The sequence below is a fragment of the Streptomyces sp. NBC_00483 genome (assembly GCF_036013745.1).
Lineage (GTDB): Bacteria > Actinomycetota > Actinomycetes > Streptomycetales > Streptomycetaceae > Streptomyces.
Genome location: NZ_CP107880.1, coordinates 9,227,614 through 9,241,964 on the forward strand (window position 1 = coordinate 9,227,614; position 14,351 = coordinate 9,241,964).

Annotated in this window: 12 protein-coding genes; 2 read left to right on the forward strand and 10 right to left on the reverse strand. The window is 71.1% G+C overall.

Features of this window, described 5'->3' with window-relative positions; all coding sequences use genetic code 11:
- Positions 1 to 56: 56 nt before the first annotated feature.
- From OHA73_RS41270 to OHA73_RS41295, 6 genes are all read right to left on the reverse strand, one after another.
- Complete coding sequence (locus OHA73_RS41270; protein WP_327657842.1) at positions 57 to 1,424, reverse strand: MFS transporter; 1,368 nt, start codon at positions 1,422 to 1,424, stop codon at positions 57 to 59.
- A 149-nt stretch (positions 1,425 to 1,573) separates the two neighbouring features.
- The gene (locus OHA73_RS41275) at positions 1,574 to 2,353 is read right to left on the reverse strand and encodes an HpcH/HpaI aldolase family protein (protein ID WP_327657843.1); all 780 of its coding nucleotides are present in this window, start codon (positions 2,351 to 2,353) and stop codon (positions 1,574 to 1,576) included.
- Positions 2,350 to 3,126, reverse strand: a complete 777-nt coding sequence (locus OHA73_RS41280; protein ID WP_266724048.1) for an SDR family NAD(P)-dependent oxidoreductase — start codon at positions 3,124 to 3,126, stop codon at positions 2,350 to 2,352. The genes OHA73_RS41275 and OHA73_RS41280 overlap by 4 nt, the downstream gene beginning before the upstream one ends.
- Positions 3,123 to 4,433, reverse strand: a complete 1,311-nt coding sequence (gene hisD, locus OHA73_RS41285; RefSeq protein WP_327657844.1) for a histidinol dehydrogenase — start codon at positions 4,431 to 4,433, stop codon at positions 3,123 to 3,125. The genes OHA73_RS41280 and hisD (OHA73_RS41285) overlap by 4 nt, the downstream gene beginning before the upstream one ends.
- Before the next feature lie 43 nt (positions 4,434 to 4,476).
- Positions 4,477 to 5,172, reverse strand: a complete 696-nt coding sequence (locus tag OHA73_RS41290) for an alpha/beta fold hydrolase (protein ID WP_327657845.1) — start codon at positions 5,170 to 5,172, stop codon at positions 4,477 to 4,479.
- Between the two features lie 5 nt (positions 5,173 to 5,177).
- Positions 5,178 to 6,317: a cupin domain-containing protein gene (locus OHA73_RS41295; RefSeq protein ID WP_327657846.1), complete on the reverse strand. Its 1,140-nt coding sequence runs from the start codon at positions 6,315 to 6,317 to the stop codon at positions 5,178 to 5,180.
- Between the two features lie 224 nt (positions 6,318 to 6,541).
- On the opposite strand from OHA73_RS41295, the gene OHA73_RS41300 reads away from it, so the two are divergent.
- Entirely contained in the window at positions 6,542 to 7,540 is a 999-nt protein-coding gene (locus OHA73_RS41300) for a LacI family DNA-binding transcriptional regulator (RefSeq protein ID WP_266724056.1), read from the forward strand.
- A 4-nt stretch (positions 7,541 to 7,544) separates the two neighbouring features.
- Here OHA73_RS41300 and OHA73_RS41305 read toward each other — a convergent pair whose 3' ends face one another.
- The 3 genes from OHA73_RS41305 to OHA73_RS41315 all read right to left on the reverse strand — a co-directional run bounded on the left by OHA73_RS41305 (position 7,545) and on the right by OHA73_RS41315 (position 11,521).
- On the reverse strand, positions 7,545 to 8,951 hold the full coding sequence (locus OHA73_RS41305) for an amino acid permease (RefSeq protein ID WP_266724058.1): 1,407 nt from the start codon (positions 8,949 to 8,951) through the stop codon (positions 7,545 to 7,547).
- 134 nt (positions 8,952 to 9,085) lie between these two features.
- Positions 9,086 to 10,447 carry a histidinol dehydrogenase gene (gene hisD / locus OHA73_RS41310; RefSeq protein WP_266724060.1) on the reverse strand — a complete coding sequence of 454 codons (1,362 nt, stop codon included), beginning with the start codon at positions 10,445 to 10,447 and terminating at the stop codon, positions 9,086 to 9,088.
- Positions 10,448 to 10,609: 162 nt separating this feature from the next.
- Positions 10,610 to 11,521, reverse strand: a complete 912-nt coding sequence (locus OHA73_RS41315) for a LysR family transcriptional regulator (RefSeq protein ID WP_267073669.1) — start codon at positions 11,519 to 11,521, stop codon at positions 10,610 to 10,612.
- Positions 11,522 to 11,695: 174 nt separating this feature from the next.
- On the opposite strand from OHA73_RS41315, the gene OHA73_RS41320 reads away from it, so the two are divergent.
- Complete coding sequence (locus OHA73_RS41320) at positions 11,696 to 12,586, forward strand: carbon-nitrogen hydrolase family protein (protein ID WP_327657847.1); 891 nt, start codon at positions 11,696 to 11,698, stop codon at positions 12,584 to 12,586.
- Between the two features lie 74 nt (positions 12,587 to 12,660).
- Here the strand turns inward: OHA73_RS41320 and OHA73_RS41325 are convergent, their stop codons facing one another.
- Entirely contained in the window at positions 12,661 to 14,343 is a 1,683-nt protein-coding gene (locus OHA73_RS41325) for a glycoside hydrolase family 13 protein (RefSeq protein WP_327657848.1), read from the reverse strand.
- Between the last annotated feature and the right edge of the window lie 8 nt (positions 14,344 to 14,351).

Here is a 14,351-nt window from a genome sequence, read left to right on the forward strand (position 1 = left end):
CGTATGTAGCGTGACTGATGTGTGGTGTGTCGGGCAAGGGGTCCGGGGCCGCGGGATCAGGCCGGCTGTGGTGTGTCCTGGCGCGGGAACTTGTCCGCGCCCAGCTGGCTCCGGTACGTCTCCGTCATGAAGCCGGTCACGACGACGAGTGCCAGGACGGCGCCGACGGCGAGGTAGGCCCACACGGCGTAGATCGAGTCGAAGGTGTCGACCAGCAGCGTCGCCACGAACGGGGTGATGCCCATGAAGATGGAGAACGAGCTGTTGTACGCGATGGCGCTCGCGCTGAACCGGGTGCGGGTCGAGAAGAGCTCGGCCGCGCAGACCGTGATGATGCCGGTGAGGAAGAACTCCGGTACCAGATAGATGAGTTGGCTGGCGACGGCGGCGCCGAAGGTCCCGTGGTCTCCCACCCAGAACGCGAGCGGGACGAGGACGATGCAGGCGATGGCGCCCGTGATGAGCATCGGCTTGCGCCCGATGCGGTCCGAGAGCTTGCCGGCCAGCGGCAGCAGCGGGATGAGGACGGCGATCGAGATGGCGTTGGAGGCCAGGCCCATCCAGCGGGGCAGGCCGAGCGTGTTCGTCAGGTACTGCGGATAGAACGTGACCCACGTGTAGGACAGGATCGCGCACATGATGGAGATGCCGCAGTAGACCAGGATCGGACGCCACTGCGAGCGAAGGGCCTCGAGCACCGGCGACTTGACGACGTTGGTGCCGTCCTCGGTGGCCCGCACGAACTCCGGGCTCTCCGAGATGCGGCTGCGCATCCACATGCCGACCAGGCTGAGCGGGATCGCCAGCAGGAACGGGATGCGCCAGCCCCACGAGTCGAGCGCGGGACCCTCGAACACCCAGCTGGTCAGCGCGGCGACACCGGCACCGGCGAGCGTGCCGACGAAGCAGCTGTTGGAGGCGTACGAGGTGTAGTAGGCGCGCCGGTTGGGCTCGGCCCACTCGACGATGAACGCCACCGCGCCGACGTACTCGCCGCCGGAGACGACGCCCTGGACCACGCGGAGCGCCAGGAGCAGGAGCGGCGCCAGGATGCCGACCTGGTGGTACGTGGGCAGGACCGCGACGAGGGCGGTGGACGCGCCCATGGCCACCAGGGTCCACAGCAGCGTCTTCCTGCGGCCCACCCGGTCGCCCCAGCGGCCGAGGAGGGTCCCGCCGAGGGGGCGGACCAGGCACGCGATCGCGATGATCGCGTACGTGCCGAGCACCGCCACGGTCTTGTCGCTCTCGGGGAAGAACGCCGGGGCCATGATCGGCGCCATGTAGCCGTACAGGCCGTAGTCGAACTGCTCGACGAAGTTGCCGACGCTGCCCGCGCCGATGGCCCGGCGAATCGCGCTCCGCTTCTCCGCTTCGTCGGGGGCGGTCGCTGGGGTTGTGCGAGGTGGCGCTGCAGAGGACATGGCTGCTCCGATCGCGCGGCGGATGAGGGGTGCGAATGAGGGGGAGGTGTGCATACGTGCGGGTGTATGCATACGTATGAACTAGGGTTGAACGTTAAGGTTCCGGGGGTGGACCGTCAAGAGGTGCGGACGGGTCCGAGGAAGGTGTGTCACGACGAAGGTGTGTCACGGTCCGGACGGTGCGCGAGGGCGCCCATGGTGTCCATCAGTACCTGCGCCATGTTGAAGACGATCAGCCGGGATCCGGCCTCCTCGGCGGCCAGCGCCGCTTCGAGGTGCGGGACGATCGTCATCACCGTGCGACCGTTCTTCGCGGTCGCCCGATGTGCCTCCTGTACAAGGCCGTTCACGACCTCCGGGGCGGGGAAGCCGCAGTCCGCCGCGAGGTCCGCGGGGCCCACCAGGACCGCGTCCACGCCCTCGGTGCCGGCGATCTCGTCGGCGGCGGCGCAGGCGCGCTGCGTCTCGATCATCGGGATGACCAGCGTCTCGCGGGACGCGGCCACATGCTCGGCCGCGGTGACCGTACCGAACCGCCCCGACCTGCTGTACGTGGCGAAGCCCCGCTCGCCCCAGGGCGGATAGTGGCTCGCGGCCACGGCCCGCCGGGCGTCCTCGGCGCTGTCCACGTGCGGATGGATGAGACCGGCCGCGCCCAGGTCGAGGGCGCGCAGCGCCAGCGCGGGCTCGGCGGTGCCCACACGCACGATGACGTCGATCCCGTGGGCCTGCGCCGCCAAGATGTGCTGCTGGAGCAGAGCCATGTCCGCGGGCCCGTGCTCGCAGTCGATGACCACGTAGTCCAGACCGGCGACGCCCGCCATCTCCACCAGCGTCTCCGACGGCAGCCGCAGCAGCCCGCCGCGCAGCGATTCACCGTCCGCCAGGCGCTGCTTGAGGCTCCGGCGCGGGGTGCGAGGAACCGTCATCGTGCCACCATCCCTGCCGAGAGATCGATATCGGCGCCGCACAGGCCACGCATCCGCAGCATCGCCGTCACCGCGTCGCCCACCTCTTCCTCGGTCACCATCCGCCCGAGCGCGGCACGTGACACGAAGGCCTCCTCGGCCTCGGCGTAGCTGCTGCCCGTGCGCTCGGCCTCCAGACGGAAGTTGCGCTCCATGCGCGGACCCGAAACCGGTCCGGGAGACAGGGAGTTGACCGTGACACCCTGCGGTCCCACCTCGCCCGCCAACGTCGTCGTCAGGCCGATGACCGCCATCTTCGACGCGCAGTACGGTGTGCGGCGCAGCAGCGGCCGCTTGCCCGACACCGATGCCACGTTGATGACATCACCGGAGCCACGACGTGTCATGGCGGGAAGGAACGCCCGGCACATCAGGAACACACCGCGTACGTTCACGTCGAAGACCTCGTCCCACTCCTCGGGCGAGATGTCGGTCAGCGGCGCCACGGGGCCCGCGACGCCGGCGTTGTTGACCAGGATCGATATCTCCTCGTCCGCGAGGGCCGAGGCGAGCGCGTCGACGTCCGCGGGGCGGGACACGTCGCAGACCTGGGGGACGACCCCGGGCCCGAGCTCGTCGGCGGTGCGCTTCAAGGAGTCCACGTTGCGCCCGGTGATCACCACGCGGGCGCCGTCGGCCAGCAGGGACCGGGTGATGGCCCGGCCCAGGCCGCTGCCACCGCCGGTGACGAGTGCCGTCCGCCCGGCGAGTGGTGCTTCCGTACGGGAGGTCATGCGCCCGCCTCCTCGTTCCACGTCAGGGCCTTGTCGCCGTACTTCGCGGCGCGTACGTCACCGGAACGCGCGTGCCCCTCGAAGAGCTCGACGCGGGCGGCGCGCCCGCACACCTCGCCGAGCAGCGCCGACGAAGCGGTGTCGGTGACTTCCTGGTGGGTGACCGTCTTGAGGTACTTGCCGACCCACAGGCCGCCCGTGTAGCGGGCGGCGCCACGGGTGGGCAGCACGTGGTTGGTGCCGATGACCTTGTCGCCGTAGGAGACGCAGGTGCCCTCGCCGAGGAAGAGTGCACCGTAATCGCGCATCTTGTCCAGGGCCTGGCGCGGGTTCTCGGTGAGTACCTCGACGTGCTCGCTGGCGTAGGAGTCGGCGATCTCGAAGGCCTCGTCGAGGGTGTCGGCCACGACGATCTCGCCGTGGTCGCGCCAGGCCGGCCCGGCGAAGTCCTTCGTCGGCATGCCGGGCAGCAGCCGCTCGATGTGCCGCTCGACCTCGCGCCCCAGCTCCTCGGACGTGGTGACGAGGACGGCGGGGGAGTCCGGGCCGTGCTCGGCCTGGGACAGCAGGTCGACGGCGACCACGAAGGGGTCCGCGTGCTCGTCCGTGACCACCAGGATCTCGGTGGGTCCGGCGAACAGGTCGATGCCGACCTCACCGAACAGCTGACGCTTGGCCTCGGCCACATACGCGTTGCCGGGCCCCGCCAGCATCGGCACGCCGCCGATCGTCTCGGTCCCCACGGCCATCGCCGCGACGGCCTGGACACCGCCCAGCAGGTAGATCTCGTCGGCGCCCGCCAGGTGCATCGCCGCGACCGTCGCGGCCGGGATCTCGCCCCGGATGGGCGGGGTGCAGGCGACGACCCGGGGCACGCCCGCGACCTTCGCGGTCACGATCGTCATATGGGCCGAGGCGGTCAGCGGGTAACGGCCGCCGGGCACGTAGGCGCCGGCAGAGGCGACAGGTACGTGCCGGTGGCCGAGGCGGACGCCGGGCAGTGTCTCGATGTCGACGTCGAGCATCGAGTCACGCTGGGCCTGCGCGAACGTACGCACCTGCTCCTGCACGAACCGGATGTCGTCGAGGACCTGCTGCGGGACACCGGCGACGATGCGCTCGATCTCCTCGGACGACAGGCGGAACGACTCCGGGCTCCAGTTGTCGAACTTCTCGGAGTACTGGCGCACCGCCTCGTCGCCGCGCTCGCGGACGTCGTCGAGGATGGCGCGCACCCGGTCGGCGACGTCCGCGCGGGCGGCGGTCACCTGGGCAGCGGGGACGGGGGACTTGAGATGTCGGGGCATGAGGGCTCTCCTCAACTCGATTCTTTGGATACGGGGTCGGTGCTCAGGCGGCGGCGACCGCGGCGACCAGGTCCTGCAGCGCCGCGCCCACGGCGTCCGGCCGCTGCCACGGCACCAGGTGCCCGGCGTCGGGAAGTTCGCGCATACGGGAGTGCGGCAGGGCCTCGGCGATGGCGTGGTGGAAGGCGGGCGGGCAGAGCGTGTCCCGGCCGCCCGCGAGGACGACGGAGGGGCAGCGCGCCGAGCGCAGCGCCGTGAACGCGTCCTCGCGGGTGGGCTGGGCGGCGAGCTGGGCGCGGGCGGCATCGGGGCCCACGGCCCGCGCCATGCGGCGGTAGCGCTCGGCGCCCGCCGTGGTCGGGCGGCGGTCGGGGAACATGTCCGGCAGCGTGCGCTCGACCACCTCCGCGAACCGGCCGGCCGCGACGAGGTCGTCCAACTCCCGCCAGGCGGCGTGCTGTTCGGGGCGAGGGGCCGCGGCGTTCGTCGCCATCACGCATAGTCCGGCCACCTGCTCGGGTGCCCGCCGCAGCGCCTCGAACCCGACGATGGCCCCCAGGCTGAGCCCGACGAGCACGAACGGGCCTTCCACCGCGGACAGCACATCGTCCGCGAGCGCCCCGATGTCCGGCTGCGTCAGCGCGACGTGGTGGACGTCGTGGCCCTCGGGGAAGGTGACGTCCGACCACAGGCTCGCGTCGCAGAGCATGCCGGGGACCACGACCAGGGGCAGCGGCACGCCGGTCACCAGCGCCGCGCGGAGCGGGGGAGCAGCGCGTACGGGGCGACGTACCCGTTGTGGTCCAGGCCCAGGCCCGCGTCGGCGGCCGCCTTGAGGACCTCCTCGTCCCACTCCAGACGGACCCGGCCGTCCCCGGAGTTGACCACCAGGAGGTCGCCCTCCTCCTCGCCGACGTTGCGCACCGTGCGCCAGGCGTCCTGCGGTACCGACAGCATGTCGCGCGGGCCGAGGCGCACCGAGACCGGGTCGGTGCGGTTGAGCGTGACCTCCCACTCGCCGTTCTTGACGATGAGCGTCTGGGTCTCCTGCTGGCGGTGCTGCGAGACACCCTGGCCGGGCTCGGCGCGCAGCCAGGCGACGTTGTGGCCGTGCGGGTTGAACACACGCGGGTCCTGGTGCGGGTCCTCGGTCATGCCGTAGCCGATGACGCAGCTCAGGCGCGCCCCGCCGCCCGACAGGCTGCTGTCGATGAAGGGGTGCTCCGACCACACGAGCTCGTCGGCCGCGGCGACCCGGCGCTTCATCTCCTCGGCGCTGTAGTGGCGCAGCCGGTCGATGTGCTCCTGCGCCATCGGCGTGACCCGCTCGGACTCCGCCGGCAGCTCGTCCCCGGCGGCGGTGTCGACGAGCTGGTTGTCGGCGCTGAGGTACAGGCCGTGCTCTGCCGCCTCGCGCAGGACCGAGGGGCCCCAGATGATGCCGCCGGTCCTGTCATGGCCGAGCACGGTGAACAGCCAGCCGTCGTCAGGTCCGGTGTTGGTGAAGCCGCGGAAGATCCAGGTGGGGATGGACGCGATGTCCCCGGCCTTCAGCAGCAGTTCACCTTCGCTGCCGTCGGCGCCCCAGCGCAGCAGGTACTCGCCGTCGGTGCAGATGAACACCTCGGCGGTGTAGTGCAGGTGCAGGTTGTTGGTGATGCCGTGCGGCATGGCGGCGGCGCCGATGTTGTAGCCGTGCGGCAGTCGCAGGTTGACGTGCTGGCCGGAGGACTGCGAGACGCCCGGCCCGATCATGGCGTAGTTCTCCTTCCGGTCCGAGCCGGGCGTACGGCAGTCGATGAAGGCCTGGTTGCAGGAGACGAAGTCGCTGCGGCGCACCGTGCGGCGCTCAAGGTCGGGCGTGGACACGACGACATCGGGCATGGGGGCTCCCTGGTGGACAAGCATGAATGGAATACGTATGCATTGCTATGACAGGCCTCCGGGGTGTGTCCTGTCAAGGGGGTAGAAACGAATTTCCCTGCGGTCGACGGGCGCGCCGCGATCAAGGAATCCGGCGGAGACATACGTATACGGGGTGGCGTACGTATACTGTCCGGGCGCGGTGCTGGTTCCGGGCGGTACGAGGTGTCGACGAGGAGAGAGACATGGCGATCACGAGTCACGACGTGGCGAAACTCGCGGGTGTCTCGCAGCCCACGGTGTCCCGCGCCCTGCGTGACGACCCCCGTGTCTCGCAGGCCACCCGCGCGAAGATCAAGCGGGCCGCCGAGGCGCTCAACTACGTACCCAGCGAAGCGGGCCGCACGCTGTCGACCCGGTCCACCCATCGGGTCGGCGTCATCGTCACCGACATGACCAACCCGTTCTATCCGCACGTCGTCGCGCCGCTCCACGACGAGCTGGAGCGGCTCGGCTACCGGATGATGCTGCTCACTGAGCGCTCCGACGAGGCGGTCGCCGAGGAGAAGCTCCTTGACCAGTCGCTTGACGGCGTCGTGCTCGCGACCGCCACCACCGACTCGCGGCTGCCCGCCCTGCTGGAGCGGCGCGGCATGCCCTACGTGTTCCTCAACCGGGACACAGGCAGGTCCGGCGACTTCGCCTCCGTCGTCGACAACGAGGGAGGTGGCCGCCTCGTCGCGCAGGAGCTGGTCGGGCTCGGCCACCGCCGCATCGCGGGCATCTTCGGTGCGGCCAACACCACGACGGGCCGCGAGCGTGAGCTGGGCTTCCGGCTGGCCCTGGCGGATGCCGGCATCGGGCTGCCGGACGACCGCGTGGTGCGTGGCGCGTTCGAGTACGAGACCGGGTACGCGGCGCTGCCCTCCCTCCTCAAGGCGGCCGAACCGCCCACCGCCGTCTTCTGCGGCAACGACGTGGTCGCCATCGGTGTGCTCAACGCCGCGCTCGCGGCGGGCGTCAAGGTGCCCGACGACCTCACCGTCATCGGCTTCGACGATCTGCCCATGGCGGCCTGGGAGGTGTTCCGGCTCACCACCGTCCGGCACGATCTGGGTGAACTCGCCTGTCAGGCGGCCCGGTTGCTGGCCCGGCGGATCGCCGGGGAGGTCGACGCGGACGGCGAACGCCTGGTCCTGCCGACCGAGTTCGTCCCGAGAGCCACCCACGCCAAGGCCCGCTGAACCCTCACGACCCGGAGGTCGCGCGGACGGGCTCGGTGGTCGCCGTGGGAGTCGCACCACGTCGCTGTCGCACCACACCCACGGTGGCCAGCACCGCGGCGAGCCCGAGCGAGAGCCACAACTCCAGCCGGTGGCCCGGCAGTACGGCCATGAGGACCAGTACCCCGGCGATGAACGCGATGGTGGCGAGCGTCAGATAGGGGAAGCCCCACATGCGTACGTCGGTCGGACGGTCGCCCTTGCGGCGCACGGCGTACTGCGTCAGCGCGATGACCATGTACATCATCAGGGCGATCGCTCCGCTGGAGGCGATGAGGTACGAGAACACGTCCGGCAGCAGATAGTTGGCGATCACCGCGGCGATGCCGACGACCGTCGACGCGAGCACCGCATTGCGGGGCACACCGTGCGGTGAGGTGCGGGCGAAGGCGGCCGGGGCGTCGCCGCGCCCGGCCAGTGAGAACAGCATCCGTGAGGCCGTGTAGACGGCGGAGTTGAGGCAGCTGCACACGGCGACCACCAGCACCACGTCCATGATCCGGGCGGCGCCCGGGATGTTCATCCGGTCCAGGACCGCCTGGTAGGACCCGGCCCCAAGGTCGTCGGCGTTCCAGGGCACGAGGCAGACCACGACGAGGATCGAGCCGATGTAGAAGAGCCCCAGACGCCACACCACCGCGCGGATCGCCTTCTTGATGTTCTTGCGCGGCTCCTCGGACTCCGCCGCCGCGATGGTGACGATCTCGCTGCCCTGGAAGCTGAACATCGCGGTGAGCAGTCCGGCCAGGATCGCCGTGACACCCTGCGGGGCGAAGCCGCCGTGACTCCAGAGATTCGACACACCATGGGTGTCGGACCCGGGCAGCACTCCGAGCACCGCGAGCGCCCCGAGGACCAGGAATGCCACGATGGCGACGACCTTGATCAGCGAGAACCAGTACTCGAACTCGCCGTAGTTGCGCACCGCCAGCAGATTGCTGCCCGTCAGCACGAGGATCACCGCGAGGGCCGGTATCCAGCTAGGGATCGAGGTCAGCCCCGCGACGACCTCACCGGCCGCGATGGCCTCGATGGGGATGACCAAAATGTAGAACCACCAGTACAGGTACCCGATCGAGAACCCGGCCCAGCGGCCCAGCGCACGGTCCGCGTACGTGGAGAAGGAGCCGGTGTCGGGGTTGGCGACGGCCATCTCGCCGAGCATCTGCATGACGAGCACCACCAGGGCGGCGGCCAGCAGGAACGAGACGATCACGGCCGGACCAGCGGTGGCCACGGCGGCCGACGAGCCGACGAAGAGACCGGCGCCGATCACCCCGCCGATGGAGATCATCGTGATCTGGCGGCCCTTCAGGCCCTGGGTGAGCGTCGCTCCCGCGGCGGGGGACGGCTCAGGAGGAGGGTGTTGCATGTGAGGATCCTTGGCTCGCGGACGAGGTGGGAGCCGCGCCGCGCCTGAACGGCACGCAGGGTCCCGGAAGAGGGGTGGGCCGGGGACGGACGCCGATGACGACGTCGCCCCCGGCCCGGCGGTGGGAGGAGTGGTCAGAGCTGCTCGCGCAGCGCGGCCGGAACGTCGTCGAACGCGCCGGAGGTGCGGCCGATCTCGTCGATGCGCAGCGTCGCGGTGGCGCCGTGGGCCGCCAGGCCCTCGAAGGCGGAGATCCGCTCAACTGCCGGGGCCAGAGCGGCCGTTCCCTCCTTCGCGGCCCGCTGGTACGTCAGCGGCTTGAGGAACCGGGAGACCGACAGGCCGGCGTTGTACCGCGCGGTCTTGCCCGTCGGCAGCACGTGGTTGGTGCCGGCGATGCCCTTGTCCGAGTACGCGACGGTGGACCACGGCCCGATGAACAGCGAGCCGTAGTTGGACAGGTTCTCCAGGTAGAAGTCGTCGTCCTCGGTGTGCACCTCGAGGTGCTCGGGGGCGATGACGTCCGCGACGGCGACGGCCGCGTCCCGGTCCTCGACCACGATGACGGAGCCGAAGTCACGCCAGGCCGGACCGCAGATGTCGCGGGTGGAGAGGGCGGTGAGCTGGCGCTCGATCTCGGCGATCACGGCGTTGCCCATCCGCTCGGACGTGGTGATCAGCGCGGCAGGGGAGTTGGGGCCGTGCTCGGCCTGGCCCAGCAGGTCGGCCGCCACCCACACCGGGTCGGCGCTGTCGTCGGCGATGACCGCGACCTCGGACGGGCCGGCGAGCAGGTCGATGCCGACCTGGCCGAACAGCTGCCGCTTGGCCTCGGTGACGAACGCGTTGCCCGCGCCGACCAGCATGTCCACCGGCGCCTCGCCCAGCAGCCCGAAGGCCATCGCGCCGAGCGCCTGTACGCCGCCGAGGGCGAACACCCGGTCGGCGCGGGACAGGTAGGCGCCGTACAGCACCGCGGGGTGGGCGCCGTGCTCGCCCGACGGCGGCGTGCACGCCACCACGGTGGGCACACCGGCCGTCTTGGCGACGTTGACCGTCATGAAGGCGCTGGCGAGCAGCGGGAACCGGCCGGCCGGAAGGTAGGCGCCGACGCGGGAGACGGGCACGTACCGCTGGCCGCCCTTCACGCCGGGGGCGAGCTCGATCTCGAAGTCCGTCAGGTGCTCGCGCTGCGCGGCGGCGAACCGGTGGGTGCGCTCGTAGCCCATCTCCAGGGCGGTGCGGACGTCCGGCGGCAGGGCGTCGCCCGACTTCTTCAACTCGCTTGCGGAGACCTCCAGTTCGCTGGACCAGCCGTCCAGCTCCTGGGCGTAGGAGCGCACCGCGTCCATGCCCTTGCGCTCGATTTCCGCGAGCATCTCGGAGACGCGCTCGACCACCTTCGGGTCGCGCTGGGCGGGCGGGCCGTCGACGGACGGCTTCTTGAGCCACTGGAGGGGAGGGAGGGCTTGGGCTTCGTCGTGCGTGATCTGCATGGCGAGGACGCTAGACGGGCTTCTGCCACAGGACTAGAGGGGCGATTCCTGTCCCATCCACAGGGTTTTCCTGCATGTCACCACGGCCCCTCTCGCAGGCCGCGTGTGAGAGGGGCCGCGGTACCTGTCACAGACCGCGTACGAGCGTCACCGCGATCCCCCTCACAGGCCGCGTGCGAGGCGGATCTCGCGCAGGGTGTCCTCGGCGATGCGGGCCAATTCGCGGGTGGCGCGGGACAGTGGGTGTCCCCGGCGCCGTACCAGCGCGATGGTGTCGTAGAGGGGGTCGGCGAAGCGGGCCGTGTGCAGCCCCGCGGGGAACGCCGGACTGTCGACCACGGCGCGGCTGGCGATCGTGTCGCCCACCCCGGTGGTCACCAACTTCAGGGCGGCTTCCACGTGTTCGAGCTCGATCAGCGGGTCGATACGGACGCCCGCGAACTGCGCGCGTTCGGCGAGCTGCCGCCGCGTGGGGTCCTGCCAGCCGTAGTGGGCGTCGTACAGGACGAGGGGTGCGCGCGCGAAGTCCTCGATGGTCACCGGCGCCCGGGTACGTTCCTCGCTCGCGCTGACGTAGTACACCTCGTCGCGCAGTAGCGGCGTCACCTGCAGCTCCTCGTCGTCGATGGGGAGCACCACCAGGCCTGCCTCGATGCGTCCGGCCGCCACGGCCGCCGCGGTCTCGGCGGAGTTCTGGCCCACGAGCCGCACCCGCACCGACGGATAGCGGGCATGGAACAGCTGCACCAGGTTGGACAGCAGGTAGTAGTCCGCGTTGCGCAGGACTCCGAAGGTGGCGGTGCCGCCGCCGAGCGAACCGAGGGAGTGCACGGCCCGGGTGCCGCTGTCGGCGGCCTCCACGGACTGCTGGGCATACGGCAGCAGCTCCTGCCCCGCCGAGGTCAGCGCGAGGGTGCGGCTGCCGCGCACGAACAGCTCGGCGTCCAGTTCCGCCTCCAGGCGGCGCACGAGTTCGGAGGCGGATGCCTGGGCGATGTCCATGGCCCGCGCCGCCGCGGTGAACGACCCGAGCCGCTCCGCTTCGACGAAGGCCCTCAGCTGGTTGAGGGTCATGCGGCCACAGGTTAGTCCTGTGCCTGCCGCTGGGAACAGGGGGGTTGTCCGATGGTGGGCGGGCTGATTGGCTCGTCCGGGCCCGCACACCGCCCCCGCACACCGACACCTGCACACCGACACCCGCACACCGACACCCGCACACCGCTCCCGCCCGGAAGGCCCCTCCCGCCGATGACCAGCCGTCCCCTGTCGATCTGCCTCGTCCAGTCGGCCGCACACCATCACGCCGCGGACGACGGCCTGGACGCGTTCGCGGCGGACGTACGCCGTGTCACGCGCGCCCACCCCGGCGCCCGGCTGCTGGCGTACCCCGAGCTGCACCTGTGCGGCCACCGGCCGGACGAGGACCCGGCGACGGTCATGACGGCGGCCGCCGAGCCGCTGGACGGCCCCCGCGGCGCCCGTCTGGCGGACCTCGCGCGCGAGACGGGTGTGTGGCTCGTGCCCGGCAGCGTCTATGAGCGCGGCGCCGACGGTCTGATCTACAACACGGCGCCCGTGTACTCGCCCGAGGGCGAGCGCGTTGCCGCCTACCGGAAGATCTTCCCCTGGCGCCCCTACGAGACCACGGCGTCCGGCGCGGAGTTCGTCGTCTTCGACATGGACGGGTACGGGCGCGTGGGCCTGTCCATCTGCTACGACGCCTGGTTCCCGGAGCACACCCGCCACCTGGCCTGGCAGGGCGCCGACCTGGTCCTCAACCTCGTGCGCACACCGACCGTCGACCGCACCCAGGAACTCGTCCTCGCCCGGGCCAACGCGATCGTGAACCAGGTCGCCATGGCCAGCGTCAACGCGGCGCAGCCGGACGGGATCGGCCGCAGCCTCGTCGTCGACCCCGAGGGCCGGGTGCGCGCCGAGGCCGAGTCCGCCACGCACCAGATCGTCACGGACGTCCTCGACCTGGGGGAGGCCCGCCGGGTACGCACCCATGGCACGGCGGGCCTGACACGGGTGTGGGACCCGTTCACGGCCGGCCAGTCGCCCCTCGAACTCCCCTTGTACGCGGGCCGCATCGACCCCGAGCGATGGAATGAGGCGCTCCCGGACGGCGAGCGATAGGGCGGTGGCGTACGCCGAGGGCGCCGGCCACACATGGTGACCGGCGCCCATTCGCATGCTCAAGCAGCCGCCATTCAGGCCTGGTTGCGCATCCAGACCGTGGTCCAGGCGGGCAACTCCCCCTCGGGCAGCGGGTTCGAGGCGAGCAGCACCGTGCCCTGTGGCAGCGGGACGGACTCGTCCGAGAGGTTGCTGAGAACGTGCCAGCCGCCGCTGCGGGTGAAGTGCACCAACCCCCGCTCGGCGACGCCCGGGGCCGTGTCGGCCCACTCCAGCGTCTCGTCCGTGACCAGGTCGCGCCGCAGATGCAGCGCCTCGCGGTACAGCTCCAGGACCGAGTCCTTGTCACCGGCCTGGACATCGGCGGCGTACGAGCCCCAGCCGGCGGGCTGCGGCAGCCAGGAACCGCCGGGGCCGAAGCCGTGGCTCGCGCCCTCCCGGGTCCAGGGCAGCGGCACCCGGCAGCCGTCACGGCCCTTGACCCGGCCGCCGCTGCGTACCCAGATCGGGTCCTGGAGGTCCTCGGTGCGCAGGTCGGCGACCTCCGGCAGGCCCAGTTCCTCGCCCTGGTAGACGTACGCGGAGCCGGGCAGCGCCAGCATCAGGAGCGTCGCGGCGCGGGCCTTGCGCAGCCCCAATTCCCCGTCCGGTGACGGTTCCTGGCCGTCCGTCATCAGCCAGGCTTCCACGTCGGACTTGGTGGCGCCGGTAGGGAGGGCGTAGCGCGAGGGGTGACGCACCACGTCGTGGTTGGACAGCACCCAGGTGCTGGTGGCACCGGCGTCGCGGGCATGGGCGAGCGCGGAGTCGATGGTGGCCCGCATCGCGCCGGCTTCGAGAGGTGTGTTGAGGAAGTCGAAGTTGAACGCCTGGCCGAGCTCGGCCGCGGAGGCGTACGGGGCGCGCCGCGAGGAGCGGACCCAGGCCTCGGCGACGGCGAACCGCGGCGGCTCGTACTCGTCGAACACCCGCCGCCAGCCGCGGTAGATGTCGTGGACCGCGTCCCGGTCCCACAGCGGATGGCTGCCGTCGTCGGGCAGCTCGTCCGGCTGGTAGCTCTGCGCCTCACCGAGGTCGCGCAGCGGCTCGGCCAGATCCTTGGCGAGGCCGTGCGCGACATCGACGCGGAAGCCCGCGACTCCTCGGTCCGACCAGAACCGCAGCGTGGTGTGGAAGTCCTCGCGCACCTCGGGGTTGTCCCAGTTGAAGTCGGGCTGCTCGGGCGCGTACAGGTGCAGGTACCACTGGCCGTCGGGAACCCGGGTCCAGGCGGGGCCGCCGAAGCTGGACGGCCAGTCGGTGGGCGGGAGTTCACCCTGCTCGCCGCGGCCCTCGCGGAACACGTAGCGCTCGCGGGCTGCCGAACCGGGGCCCGCGGCCAGCGCCTCCTGGAACCAGACGTGCTGGTGCGAGGAGTGGTTGGGGACGATGTCCACCACGATCTTCAGGCCGAGCCGGTCGGCCTCTGCGACCATCGCGTCGAAGTCGTCGAGCGTGCCGAGCCGGGGGTCCACATCGCGGTAGTCGGCGACGTCGTACCCGCCGTCGGCCAGCTCCGACGGGTAGAAGGGGCTCAACCAGACGGCGTCCACGCCGAGTTCCGCGAGGTAGGGCAGGCGGGAGGTGACACCGCGGATGTCACCGATGCCGTCACCGTCGGCGTCGGCGAAGCTGCGCGGATAGACCTGGTAGACAACGGCCTGCCGCCACCAGTCGGCGTCGGTACCGGTGCCGACGGGGTGGGGACGCTGAGGCATGTGAGGGC

Bases quoted from the DNA above. Each gene is read 5' to 3' on its own strand.
- OHA73_RS41270 (WP_327657842.1), bottom strand. From the start codon at position 1,424: ATGTCCTCTGCAGCGCCACCTCGCACAACCCCAGCGACCGCCCCCGAC.
- OHA73_RS41275 (WP_327657843.1), bottom strand. From the start codon at position 2,353: ATGACGGTTCCTCGCACCCCGCGCCGGAGCCTCAAGCAGCGCCTGGCG.
- OHA73_RS41280 (WP_266724048.1), bottom strand. From the start codon at position 3,126: ATGACCTCCCGTACGGAAGCACCACTCGCCGGGCGGACGGCACTCGTC.
- hisD (WP_327657844.1), bottom strand. From the start codon at position 4,433: ATGCCCCGACATCTCAAGTCCCCCGTCCCCGCTGCCCAGGTGACCGCC.
- OHA73_RS41295 (WP_327657846.1), bottom strand. From the start codon at position 6,317: ATGCCCGATGTCGTCGTGTCCACGCCCGACCTTGAGCGCCGCACGGTG.
- OHA73_RS41300 (WP_266724056.1), top strand. From the start codon at position 6,542: ATGGCGATCACGAGTCACGACGTGGCGAAACTCGCGGGTGTCTCGCAG.
- OHA73_RS41305 (WP_266724058.1), bottom strand. From the start codon at position 8,951: ATGCAACACCCTCCTCCTGAGCCGTCCCCCGCCGCGGGAGCGACGCTC.
- hisD (WP_266724060.1), bottom strand. From the start codon at position 10,447: ATGCAGATCACGCACGACGAAGCCCAAGCCCTCCCTCCCCTCCAGTGG.
- OHA73_RS41315 (WP_267073669.1), bottom strand. From the start codon at position 11,521: ATGACCCTCAACCAGCTGAGGGCCTTCGTCGAAGCGGAGCGGCTCGGG.
- OHA73_RS41320 (WP_327657847.1), top strand. From the start codon at position 11,696: ATGACCAGCCGTCCCCTGTCGATCTGCCTCGTCCAGTCGGCCGCACAC.
- OHA73_RS41325 (WP_327657848.1), bottom strand. From the start codon at position 14,343: ATGCCTCAGCGTCCCCACCCCGTCGGCACCGGTACCGACGCCGACTGG.